This is a genomic window from Nocardioides sp. NPDC006273 (genome assembly GCF_040613495.1).
Lineage (GTDB): Bacteria > Actinomycetota > Actinomycetes > Propionibacteriales > Nocardioidaceae > Nocardioides.
In genome coordinates, this window is the sequence record NZ_JBEXSD010000056.1 from 31,865 (window position 1) to 42,835 (window position 10,971).

Genomic DNA, 10,971 nt, shown 5'->3' on the forward strand with positions numbered 1-10,971 from the left:
GGGGCGCAGGTCACATCTCGTCCGCGACGAGCAGGATGCCGAGTCGGCGCGTCATGACGCGCCGACTCGGCATGCATTCCGGTCAGGATGAGCCGACTCGGGCCGGGGTCTACTTCAGCTCGGCCGAGGAGAGGCCCAGGACGCGTCGCGCCACGATCAGCTGCTGGATCTGCTGGGTGCCCTCGAAGATGTCGAGGATCTTCGAGTCGCGCGCCCACTTCTCCAACAGCTCACCCTCGGAGTAGCCGATCGTGCCGGCCAGCTCGACGCAGGACAGGGTCACGTCGGAGCCCATCCGGCCGGCCTTGGCCTTTGCCATGGACGCTTCCTTGGAGTTCGGCTGGCGGTTGTCGGCCATCCAAGCGGCCTGGAGCATGAGGAGGTACGCGCCCTCGTAGTCCGACTCCAGCTGGATGAACTTCGCCGCAGCCGCCGACTGCAGGTGGGCCGGCCGGTCGTAGTCGATCTCGACGCCCGCCTTCTCGAGCAGGTCGCGGGTGTAGTCGAGCGCGGCCCGGGCACAACCGACCGCCATCGAGGCCACCAGCGGACGGGTGTTGTCGAAGGTGGCCATCGCGCCGGCGAAGCCCTCCTTGACGTTGACCTCGGGGCTCCCGAGAAGGTTCTCGGCCGGCACCCGGCAGTCGGTGAAGGTGATGGTGGCGGTGTCGGAGGCCTTGATCCCGAGCTTGTGCTCAAGACGCTCGACCTTCATCCCCGGGGTGCCCTTCTCGACCACGAACGACTTGATCGCCGCCTTGCCGAGCTCCTTGTCAAGGGTCGCCCACACCACGACCGCGTCGGCGCGGTCACCGGAGGTGACGAAGATCTTCTCGCCGTTGAGCACGTAGTGGTCGCCGTCCAGCGTGGCGGTGGTCTTGATGTTGGCCGAGTCCGAGCCGGTGCCCGGCTCGGTGATCGCCATCGCAGCCCAAACGCCGTCGAAGCGCTCGTGCTGCTCGTCGTTGGCGACGCTCGCGATGGCGGAGTTGCCGAGGCCCTGACGGGGCATGGCCAGCGTGAGCCCGACATCACCCCAGCACATCTCGTTGACGGAGAGGACCGAGGACATGTTGGCGCCGTTCCTGACCGACCCGTCGTCGGGCTTCGAGTCACGGCGTACGCCGGTGGCGCCGGCGCCCTCGCCCTGCCCGGACTCGGAGAGCCCGTCGGCCATTGCGGCGAGCATGTCGAGCTCGGTGGGGTATTCGTGCTCGGCCTTGTCGTACTTGCGCGAGATCGGTCGCAGCATGTTCATCGCGACCTGGTGGACCTGCTCGCGCAGCGGCTTGAGCTTCTTCGGGTCTTCCAGATTGATGGCCATCAGACCAGCACCGTGCCTTCCATGATTCCGATGGCACGCAGGTCGCGGTACCACCGCTCGACCGGGTGCTCCTTGACGAAGCCGTGGCCACCGAGCAGCTGGACGCCGTCGAGGCCGATCTGCATGCCCTTGTCGGCACAGAGCTTGCGAGCCAGCGCGATCTCGCGGGTCGCGTCGATCCCCTGGGCCACGCGCGACGCGGCCTTGTAGGTCACCAGACGCATCGCCTGCAGCTCGATGGCGATGTTGGCGACCATGAACGCCACCGACTGGCGGTGAGCGATCGGCTCACCGAAGGCCTCGCGCTCCTTGACGTAGGGCGTCACGTAGTCGAGCACGGCCTGACCGACGCCGATGGACAGCGCGCACCAGGCGAGGCGGGACAGCCGAACGGCCTCGGTGTAGGTCGAACCGTCGGTCTCACCGAGGACTGCCGACGCGGGGACCTTCACGTCGGTCAGAGTCAGCTTGGTCAGCGAGGCGGCGCGGACGCCCATCGCCGGCTCGGACTCGATCGTGATCCCGGGGGTCGAGGACTCGACCAGGAAGAGGGTCGGCTTGCCGTCGAGCACGGCGCCGACGACGAACAGCTCGGCCTCGGTGCCACGGGCGACCAGGGACTTGGCGCCGTTGAGGGTGAACCCGTCGGCGGTCTTCGTGGCGGTGGTGGCCGGCGACAGCACGTCGAAGAGGACCTTGTCCTCGTTGAGCGCGAAGGCGGCCGCCGGAACGGACCCTTCCGTGAAGGCCGGCAGGTAGGTCTGCTGCTGCTCGTCGGTGCCCCACAGCCCCAGCGCGGTCGCGACCGAGCCGGGCGCGAGCGCCGCGACCGCCAGACCGAGGTCACCCTTGGCGAGCGCCTCGGCGACCAGGGTGCCGGCGACCGCGGAACGGGTCTCGGAGATGCCGCCGAGCTCCTCGGGAACACCCAGGATCGGCAGCCCGATCTCGAGGCTCGACTTGAGCAGGTCGTCGGGTGCGGCGCAGGCCTCGTCGGCCTCGGCCGCAGCGGGCCGCACGACCTCCGCGGCGAACTCGGTGACGACGTCGACGAGCATCTGCTCGTCCTCGCTCGGAGTCAGGTCGAAGACGCCCTTGGGGATGGCGTTGGGCACGCGGACGCCCGGAGCGCCCGGCTTGCCCTTCTTCTTGAACGCACGACTGGTCGCCGCCATCGTCTTGAACCCGCTGCGGGTCACCGTGAAGACGGCCTGCTCGGTCTGCTTGCGGACACCGAGCCGGTCGAGCACAGGGCTCTGCGAGAGCTTGCGCAGACCGGCCACGGCGAATCCGATCGGATCACGCGACTCGCCGGACGGGACGCCGTGCGCAACCCCGCCACGTAGGCCTTGGAGGATACTCATGAGCAGAACTGTAACTGGGAGTTACAACGCGGTCTACACCTGGACCAGGTGATGGCGGTAACAAACTGCGTACGAGCGCTTTATAGGGTTGGACCATGGCCGACTCCTCCCTCGAATCCCCCGCTCCCCACGAAGGCGCAGCCCCGCTCGCACCCCACGGCCCCCTGCCCGAAGGCGGGAACGTGCGGCCGATGACCCGTTGGGGAACTCCGGTGATGCACCGGCCCAAGAAGCAGGTCGAGGTCTTCGACGACGCGCTGGGCGCGCTGGCCGCCGACATGGTCGCCACGATGTACGCCGCCGAGGGCGTGGGGCTGGCCGCCGACCAGATCGGCGAGGACGTCGCGATCTTCGTCTTCGACTGCCCCGACGCCTCCGGCCAGCGCACCGTCGGCGTCGTCTGCAACCCGGTCCTGACGTTGCCGGAGGGCGACGACCGCCACCTGGACGTCGACCTGGAGGGCTGCCTCTCCTTCCCCGGCGCCTTCGTGGACTGTGCCCGCCCCGACTGGGCAGCGGTCGACGGCGTCGGCCTCGACGGCGAACCGGTCCACTTCGAGGGCAACGGCCTGCTGGCCCGATGCCTCCAGCACGAGACCGACCACACCAACGGCACCGTCTTCGGTGACCGTCTCTCCGCCAAGGCGCGCAAGAAGCTCACCAAGGAGCACGACCGGCTCGCCAAGGAGTTCCCCACCGACTGGCCCGCCACAGAAGACTCCGCAGACTAGCCCCCGAAGGAGATCCGCTCGCCGCGCCAATCGGTCCTGCGGAGAAACTGCTCCCAGCTCAGTGCGGCGGGATCGATGCGTCGGCTCCACTCCATGTCGCGGTCGTTGCCGAAGTATCCGAGCTCCACTGCGTACTCCGCCATACCGAGGATCTCGTCGACCAGCAGAGGGTTCTCCCCGAGCTCGGGGAAGTAGGTCAGCAGGCCCTCCCTGGAGTGTGCATTGCAGTACTCGGCCTCGAGGCCGGTGACACGGGAGAACGCATCGACCATCTCCCTCGGCGAGATGACCTCGCCGACGACCGGCAGCGCGGCGCCGCGATAGGCGTCCGGATTCGAGAACACCTCCAGAACGGCGGGTCCGGTCGCAGTGAGCGGGTCCACGAACGGGGCCCGGAAGTCTTCAGGAAGATAGAAGGGCATGAGCACCCGGTCGCATTCGATGCGAGGCGCGTAGTACTCCAGCGCGTTCGTGTAGAAGAACGACAGCATGACGAAGGTGTGCCCGACCGGCAGGGTCCGAATGTGCTCTGCGACGAGCGCCTTGTCAGTGAAGTGTGGGGCGTACTTGGTGCCCGACGACCTCTCGTCGACGTTCTCGAGCGCACTGAAGACGACGTGCGCCACGCCGGCCTCGACCGCAGCATCGGCGAGCTGACGCCCGAGGGCGAACTCATCGGTGGACGGCGGCGCAACCGGTGGCGTCATGAGGAAGGCCCCGTCAGCCGATCCGAACGCCCGCACGAGCTCACGCTGATGCCCCGGCTCCAGGGGAACCGTGACGATCTGCGCACCCATTCTCGCGAGATTCTGGGCCTGGACAGAGTCGGCGGCCCTGGTCAGGGCTCGCACCCGGAACCGCCCACTGTCGAGCAGGGAGGCGACAACACTCCTTCCCTGCTTGCTGGTCGCACCCGCGACGACGATCAACGGCTTTCCGGCAACAGACATGGCACTTCCTTCTCTTGTGGACCGGAGCTCATCATATCGTCACATCGCGATATGTAAATGCATGCTGCGGAGCGAGCGGGGCTCAGAGCGTCACATCGGGATATGATGGTGCGTAGGCGCGAGGATGAGGAGAAGACCGTGGCGAAGTCACACGCGACAGGCCCAGGAAGGATCGACCCCCCGGAAGCGGTCGAGGCCCTGAAGGCTCTGGCACACCCCGCGCGGTTGCAGATCATGGACTGGCTGCGAGATCCGCATGGCGAGTTCTCGCAGTGGGAGCCGATCGCTGATCGGGACGAGGTCGGGGTCTGCGTCAGCCACCTGCAGGCCAAGTCAGGGCTAGCCCAATCAACGGTCTCGTCATACATGGCAACACTCGAGCGGGCCGGTCTCGTCCGGTCCACGCGCATCGGCAAGTGGATCCATTACAGACGCGACGAGGACATGATGTCCCAGCTCGCGGAGGTGCTCAGCGGCACATAGCCGCCGTGAAGTCCCTTGCTCGCGAGCTAGGACAACCGGTCCACGACGTACTCGGCGATCGCGAGGCTGGAGGTCGCCGCCGGACTCGGCGCGTTGCGCACTGACGTGATGCCATCGGCGTGGTGGATGACGAAGTCGTCGACCAGCGAGCCGTCGCGCTCGACGGCCTGCGCCCGCAGTCCCAGCCCCGCGCGGGTGACGTCACCCGCGCCGATCTCGGGCACGTAGCGCTGGGCCTCCCCCATGTAGGCCTGCTTGGACAGTACGCCGCGGAGCTCGGTGAAGCCCGTGCGCCAGTGCTCGACGGAGAACCGCCAGAACCCCGGCCACGCCAGCGTGTCGACGACGTCGCGCAGGGTCAGCGACGTCCGACCGTAGCGACGACGGCTCAGCGCCAGGAAGGCGTTGGGGCCGACCTCGAGACCGCCGCCCACCCGACGGGTGAAATGCACGCCGAGGAAGGGATAGCGCGGGTCGGGGACCGGATAGACCATGCCCTTGACGAGGTCCTGCTTCTCCGCGCTGACCTGCATGTACTCACCGCGGAACGGAATGATCCTGGGCGCTTCGGGACCGCCGGCGAGCTCACCGAGCCGGTCGGACTCCAGGCCTCCACAGACGACCAGGTGGTCGACCTGGGTCCGCCCGGAGGCCGTCTCGACGTCGATCCCTCCGGTCGAGCGGTGGATGCCGGTGACCTCCTCGCCGAGGCGTATCTCTCCCCCGGCTTCCGTGATCGTCCGGCCGAGCGTCTCGGCCACCGCGACGTAGTCGATGATGGCGGTCCTCGGCGAGTGCAGGGCGGCCAGCCCCACCGCGTACGGCTCGATGTCCTCGATCTCCTCGCGGCCGACTCGCCTCAGGCCGGGGACGCCGTTGTCGGTGGCCGTCCTCTCCAACGCATCGAAGCGCCCCATCTCGTCCTCACCGACCGCGACGACGAGCTTGCCGCACTCCTCGAACGGGATCCGGTGCTCAGCGGCGAACTCCTTCAGCAGGTCACGCCCGCGGGCGCAGAGCCGGGCCTTGAGGCTGCCGGGCTTGTAGTAGATCCCCGCGTGGACGACGCCTGAGTTGTGCCCGGTCTGATGGGCGCCCAGCCGGCTCTCCTTCTCGAACACCACCACGGTGTCCTCAGGGCGACGCAGCAGGATCTCGCGGGCCACCGCCAGCCCGACGATCCCGCCACCGACCACGCCGACGCGGCTGGATGTCATGGTGCGCTCCTGGGTGCTCGCGGACATGCTGCACGCGACACGTTAGACGCCCGACCGGCGGACCGGAGACGATCGGAATATCCGAGGCGCGCCCGGTCGGCGCCGTGCTAGCGTCGCGGCGATCGTGATCTATTGGCAGGAGGTGAGTCCCGTGCACGCAGCGTCCACAGCGGGTGCTCCCCTGCAGTCCACGATCCGGCGACTGCGCTGATCGCCGTAGGGAGCGCCTCGAATCCCGAAAGGCACTCCCATGAACACTACACCTGAATCGCTGCCCTCACGCGCACTCGTCCTCGGCGGTGGCGGATCGGCCGGCAACGCCTGGTTGATCGGCGTGATCGCCGGACTGAGCGACGGCGGACTGGATGTGACCAACGCCGATCTGGTCATCGGCACGTCCGCTGGAGCGACCGCCGCCGCCCAGATCGCCGGCGCGGGTCTCACTGACCTGCTCGCGGCCATCCTCGACGCGACACCGCCGCCAATCCGGAGCGAGCCGGCACGCCCCGATCGCCGGACGGCCATGTGGATGAACCATCTGGAGCGGACCAACGCCATCATCGCCGACTCCGCAGACCTTGCCGACATGCGCCGGCGGGCCGGTGCGGACGCGCTCGAGCTCGCCGCGGCCGCGGGCGATGAGGGCAACGAGCGGTGGCGCGACACGGTTCGCGCCCGCCTCTCCGGCGTGCACTGGCCCGACCGGCACACGCTCCTCACCGCGGTCGATGCGGACACAGGCGAGCCGGTCGGGTTCGACCGGGACAGCGGTGTCGACCTGGTCGACGCGGTCGCAGCCAGCTGCGCCGGCGGTCCGGCGTACCGGATCGGCGAGAGGCACTACATCGACGGCGGCTACCGGCGCTCCAGCGAGAACGCCGACCTGGCCGGCGGGTACGAACGAGTGCTCGTGCTCTCGCCCCTCGGCGGCAGGACTCGGCATCCGACGGCCTGGCGGAGCGACCTCGCCGCCCAGGTCGACGAGCTCCGTGCGGGTGGCAGCAGCGTCGAGGCGATCCTTCCGGACGTCGACTCGCTCGCGGCGTTCGGCGACAACATGATGAGCCTGGCGACCCGTGCACCAGCCGCGAGGGCCGGCCACGCCCAGGGCCGGCGCCTCGCCGGGCGGTTCGTCGACCTCTGGACCTGAGGCTTGACGCGCGGTGGTCGCGGCGGGCCGATAACCCGTTGCGACCATCCGCGGCGCACCGGAGAATGTTCACGCACCATCACCCACCAGAAGGACTCATCGTGCTGATCCGCGAGTCGCTCACCGCCATCGCGCGCTGACGTCGTAGGCCGCCTCCGGCTCCGATGTCAGCGCCCCGCTGACACGCCCAGGAGCTCGATGAGTACGCAGAAGCCGGCCGTCGTCATCGACGGTCTCACCCTTCGCTGGCCGGACGGCGCCATTGCGCTGGACGGCCTCGACGCAGCCTTAAACCCCGGACGCACCGGCCTGGTCGGCACCAACGGTGCCGGCAAGACGACCCTGCTCAGGGTCGTGGCCGGTGACCTGGCACGCACGTCGGGCTCGGTCTCGGCCAGGGGCCAGGTCCGCTATCTGCCCCAGCAGATCACCGTGCAGACCGATGCCACGGTGGCCGACCTCCTCGGTGTACGTGAGCGGCTGGACGCGCTGCGGGCGATCGAGTCGGGGGACGCCGATCCGCGACGCTTCGAGGCGCTCGCCGACGACTGGGGTGTCGAGGAGCGTGCGCGAGCAGCGCTCGGGATCAACGGACTTTCTGACCTCGATCTCGATCGCCGGGTCGCGACGTTGTCCGGTGGCGAGACCGTCGCGACGACGATGACCGGGATCAGCCTCTCGGGCGCCGAAATCGCCCTGCTCGACGAGCCGACCAACGACCTCGACCGCGAAGCCCGGCACCGGCTCTACGACCTGATCGCGAGCTGGCGCGGGACGCTGCTGGTGGCCAGCCACGACCTGGAGCTGCTCGACCTGATGGACGAGACCGCTGACCTGCGCGAGGGGTCGCTGACGGTCTACGGCGGTCGCTACTCCGCGTTCCAGGAGCACGTGGAGCGTGAGCAGGCCGCAGCGGAGCAAGCTCTGACCACGGCGGAGCAGAGGCTGCGTACGGAGAAGCAGGTGCGGCCACGTGCAGTTGACCAGGAGCCGTACGCGACCGCGCTCACCACGCGGATCGGCTATCTTCCCCAGCGCCTGGACCACCTCGACGACGACCTCACGATCCTCGAGACCGTACGCCGCACCCGGCCCGAGGCGGAGCCCGAGAAGGCCCGCGCGACCTTGGCCGGGTTCGGTTTCCGAGGCGACGTCGTGCATCGGAGAGTCGGTGACGTCTCCGGCGGCGAGCGCTTCCGGGTCGCACTGGCCGCCGTGCTTCTGGCCGATCCGCCCAATCAGCTGCTCGTCCTCGACGAGCCGACCAACAATCTCGACATCGCCACCGTCGAACAGGTCCTCGCCGCGCTCGACGCCTACCGCGGCGCTCTGATCGTGGTCAGTCACGACGACGCCTTCCTCGCTCGTCTGGACATCGACACGTACGTCCACATCGAGAACGGCCGGTTCAGCCGGCCTCGGCGGCTACGGTGAGCCTGTGACAAGGACCTGGTCGATCCTGCGGCTCATCATGGCTGCGCTGATCCTCGCCGCAGTGACGGCCGAGCTCCGCGGGGCGCTGCGGACCGCACCCGCCGAGGGCTCGAGCATGTCGACGGTGGTGGTGAACTTCTTCAGCTACTTCACGATCGAGTCGAACCTCTTCGCCGTGGCAGCGCTCGTCGCCGCCGGAATCTGGGGTTTGGCCCGGCGCCGCGAGGAGCCCCCGTGGATGGCGGTGCTGGCGGCGGCAGCGACGACGTTCATGGCCATCACCGGGCTGGTCTACAACCTGTTGCTGCGTGGACTCGTGCCCTCGGCGGTGCCGTGGGCCAACGAGATCCTGCACCTGATCGGCCCGCTGTTCCTGCTCGTCGACCTCTTCCTCGGTCCCCCGCGGCGCCGCCTGCCCTGGCCGACCGTCGGGACCATCATCGCGTTCCCGATCGTGTGGGCGGTCTACACCCTGATCCGCGGCGAACACGTCGTCAGCCCACTGACCGGCGACCCGTGGTGGTACCCCTACCCGTTCCTCAACCACCACCTGCAGGGCGGCTACGAAGTGGTGATCGCCTATGTCATCGGCATCGCCGCCGCGTTCACTTTGGTCGCCTGGGGCGCCGTCGCCGTCGGGCGCCGCCGGGGACCCGCCGAGAGCGCAGCAGCGTGAGTGACGGCCGACAGCAGACCGAGGCCGAGCTGGACGACGAGATCCGGACGTTTTTGGCGCAGGTGGATCCGAAGACCGGCTACATCGACTGACGCCCGGTCGGCGGGGCGGCCGCGGTCAAGCGGCACGTCCGTAGTCCATCAGTACGTCGCGGAGCATGAACTCCGCCCGCGACAGTGGTGGTGGGTCTGCTCGCCAGGTGTCGGGTGGCGGACTCACATAGGTATGGCCGGTCGGCGTGATGGTGATGATGCTGCCGTCCGGTCCTGGTCTGGCCTGCCAGCCGAGGGCTTCCTTGGCCTGATTACAGCGCTCGCAGAGCCCTTGAAGGTTCGGGACGCTGGTGGTGCCGCCGTCTGTGTGGCGTTCGACGTGGTCGACGTTGCGGATGGGGGCGTCGCAGCCGTTGGTGCGGCAGATCCCACCGTCGCGGGTGGTGATGAACTCTGCGAGTCCGTCGGGGGCTGTGCGGGAGCGGGACTCCATCGCGACCAGCTGGCCGGCGGGATCGGTGAACAGCCGCCGCATGAAGACCTCCGCGTCGGCGAGCGCCTCACGCGCCCAAGACGCGGGGACGGGGCCGTAGCCCTCGACCACCGCAGGCTGGTCACTGTCATTGGTGAGCGAGTCAGCGGTCATCACGACCTTCACCTCGATCCGAGGCCTCGCATCGACGCCCTCACGTCCGGTGACGCGGTCGACCAGGGTGTCGGCCATGACCTGGCCACGGGTTCGATCGTCCCCGGCAGCCTGCGCAGCTTTGGCTGCCTGATCCAACGCGGCGTAGACCGCGACTCCGTCCTTGACGGGGAGCAGGGCACCGAGCCAGGTCATGGTGTCCGGTGCCGGCCGCACGCTGACTCGGCGGTCTTTCTCCGCGTTCGCTGCCCGCGCGGCGACGGACTCCTGGTCAAGGGTGATGGCGAGCTTCTTGGCGGCGTTCTCGAGCTGTCGCAGTCCCATGGTCACCACGGCAGGCGGTTCGCCGTCGGGGCTGAGGGTGCAGAGCTGGTGGTCGATGACGCGGCGGTCCTCCAGCGAGAGGCAGGCGGTCTCGCGGGCCAGGATGGTGGCCTGCCACTGCGAGAACAGACCAGCCTTCATCAGAGCGAAGGTGTGCGGCATCTCCGCGACAAGGATCTTCGCCAGACCGAGCAGTTTGGCGCCCTTGGCCGGTGAGACCCGCCACGCCAACGCCACCTGCGAGGCCACGCCCTCGCCAAGCTTCCGGGCCGGAACCCCAGCCTCGGCCTGCCGGACGCGGGTGGCTTCCTCGAGGCGTACCGCTGCTTCTGCCTGAACCGCCTCAGCGGTGCACTTCACTTCTTCGAGCCGGCTGATCCAGTCGATCAGCTCACCCTCGGACGCGCCCAGCGGCGGCCCGGCAAGGAGCTGGTCGACGGTCTCGTTCATACGCCCAATTATATGTCAAACAGCACCACAGCGCTACCTGTTTAGGCTGGTCAACCCCGATTTACGCGATCCGCGAACAAGCAACCTGATCCCCGCGCCACACCCTCGCCGCCGCCCCGATATTGGCGAAATCTTTTCTCGATCAGGTGCCGGGTCAAGGACCGCGAAGCGGCCGGCGAAGCCGGCGGGCCGAAGGCCCGTCCTTGACTGTGAGGATCGACAACGCAGC

At 68.5% G+C, this 10,971-nt stretch carries 10 protein-coding genes; 5 read left to right on the forward strand and 5 right to left on the reverse strand.

Annotated features, from left to right (window positions below):
* Positions 1–109: 109 nt before the first annotated feature.
* Both ABZZ22_RS21305 and ABZZ22_RS21310 read right to left on the reverse strand, forming a co-directional pair.
* Positions 110–1,324: an acyl-CoA dehydrogenase family protein gene (locus ABZZ22_RS21305; RefSeq protein WP_292651383.1), complete on the reverse strand. Its 1,215-nt coding sequence runs from the start codon at positions 1,322–1,324 to the stop codon at positions 110–112.
* Positions 1,324–2,688, reverse strand: coding sequence for an acyl-CoA dehydrogenase family protein (locus tag ABZZ22_RS21310; RefSeq protein WP_354935494.1), 1,365 nt, complete (start codon positions 2,686–2,688; stop codon positions 1,324–1,326). The genes ABZZ22_RS21305 and ABZZ22_RS21310 overlap by 1 nt, the downstream gene beginning before the upstream one ends.
* A gap of 95 nt (positions 2,689–2,783) precedes the next feature.
* Between ABZZ22_RS21310 and def the strand changes: the two genes are divergently transcribed.
* On the forward strand, positions 2,784–3,419 hold the full coding sequence (gene def / locus ABZZ22_RS21315; RefSeq protein WP_354935497.1) for a peptide deformylase: 636 nt from the start codon (positions 2,784–2,786) through the stop codon (positions 3,417–3,419).
* Here the strand turns inward: def and ABZZ22_RS21320 are convergent.
* Complete coding sequence (locus ABZZ22_RS21320) at positions 3,416–4,369, reverse strand: NmrA/HSCARG family protein (RefSeq protein WP_354935500.1); 954 nt, start codon at positions 4,367–4,369, stop codon at positions 3,416–3,418. The two genes, def and ABZZ22_RS21320, sit on opposite strands and share 4 nt — an antisense overlap.
* A 138-nt stretch (positions 4,370–4,507) precedes the next feature.
* Here ABZZ22_RS21320 and ABZZ22_RS21325 point away from each other — a divergent pair, with 138 nt between their 5' ends.
* The gene (locus ABZZ22_RS21325; RefSeq protein ID WP_354935503.1) at positions 4,508–4,852 is read left to right on the forward strand and encodes a metalloregulator ArsR/SmtB family transcription factor; all 345 of its coding nucleotides are present in this window, start codon (positions 4,508–4,510) and stop codon (positions 4,850–4,852) included.
* A 26-nt stretch (positions 4,853–4,878) separates the two neighbouring features.
* Here the strand turns inward: ABZZ22_RS21325 and lhgO are convergent, their stop codons facing one another.
* On the reverse strand, positions 4,879–6,069 hold the full coding sequence (gene lhgO / locus ABZZ22_RS21330; protein ID WP_354935506.1) for an L-2-hydroxyglutarate oxidase: 1,191 nt from the start codon (positions 6,067–6,069) through the stop codon (positions 4,879–4,881).
* 250 nt (positions 6,070–6,319) lie between these two features.
* Here lhgO and ABZZ22_RS21335 point away from each other — a divergent pair, with 250 nt between their 5' ends.
* The 3 genes from ABZZ22_RS21335 to ABZZ22_RS21345 all read left to right on the forward strand — a co-directional run bounded on the left by ABZZ22_RS21335 (position 6,320) and on the right by ABZZ22_RS21345 (position 9,329).
* Positions 6,320–7,219, forward strand: coding sequence for a patatin-like phospholipase family protein (locus tag ABZZ22_RS21335; RefSeq protein ID WP_354935509.1), 900 nt, complete (start codon positions 6,320–6,322; stop codon positions 7,217–7,219).
* Between the two features lie 198 nt (positions 7,220–7,417).
* Positions 7,418–8,653, forward strand: a complete 1,236-nt coding sequence (locus ABZZ22_RS21340) for an ATP-binding cassette domain-containing protein (RefSeq protein WP_354935512.1) — start codon at positions 7,418–7,420, stop codon at positions 8,651–8,653.
* 4 nt (positions 8,654–8,657) lie between these two features.
* Positions 8,658–9,329: a Pr6Pr family membrane protein gene (locus tag ABZZ22_RS21345; RefSeq protein WP_354935515.1), complete on the forward strand. Its 672-nt coding sequence runs from the start codon at positions 8,658–8,660 to the stop codon at positions 9,327–9,329.
* A gap of 117 nt (positions 9,330–9,446) precedes the next feature.
* Here ABZZ22_RS21345 and ABZZ22_RS21350 read toward each other — a convergent pair whose 3' ends face one another.
* A complete protein-coding gene (locus tag ABZZ22_RS21350; protein ID WP_354935518.1) occupies positions 9,447–10,742 on the reverse strand; it encodes a DUF222 domain-containing protein in 1,296 nt (431 codons plus the stop codon).
* Positions 10,743–10,971 lie beyond the last annotated feature (229 nt).

What these genes read in the sequence shown, in the direction of transcription:
- ABZZ22_RS21305 (WP_292651383.1), bottom strand. Translation starts at nt 1,324, where the DNA reads ATGGCCATCAATCTGGAAGACCCGAAGAAGCTCAAGCCGCTGCGCGAG.
- ABZZ22_RS21310 (WP_354935494.1), bottom strand. Translation starts at nt 2,688, where the DNA reads ATGAGTATCCTCCAAGGCCTACGTGGCGGGGTTGCGCACGGCGTCCCG.
- def (WP_354935497.1), top strand. Translation starts at nt 2,784, where the DNA reads ATGGCCGACTCCTCCCTCGAATCCCCCGCTCCCCACGAAGGCGCAGCC.
- ABZZ22_RS21320 (WP_354935500.1), bottom strand. Translation starts at nt 4,369, where the DNA reads ATGTCTGTTGCCGGAAAGCCGTTGATCGTCGTCGCGGGTGCGACCAGC.
- lhgO (WP_354935506.1), bottom strand. Translation starts at nt 6,069, where the DNA reads ATGACATCCAGCCGCGTCGGCGTGGTCGGTGGCGGGATCGTCGGGCTG.
- ABZZ22_RS21335 (WP_354935509.1), top strand. Translation starts at nt 6,320, where the DNA reads ATGAACACTACACCTGAATCGCTGCCCTCACGCGCACTCGTCCTCGGC.
- ABZZ22_RS21340 (WP_354935512.1), top strand. Translation starts at nt 7,418, where the DNA reads ATGAGTACGCAGAAGCCGGCCGTCGTCATCGACGGTCTCACCCTTCGC.
- ABZZ22_RS21350 (WP_354935518.1), bottom strand. Translation starts at nt 10,742, where the DNA reads ATGAACGAGACCGTCGACCAGCTCCTTGCCGGGCCGCCGCTGGGCGCG.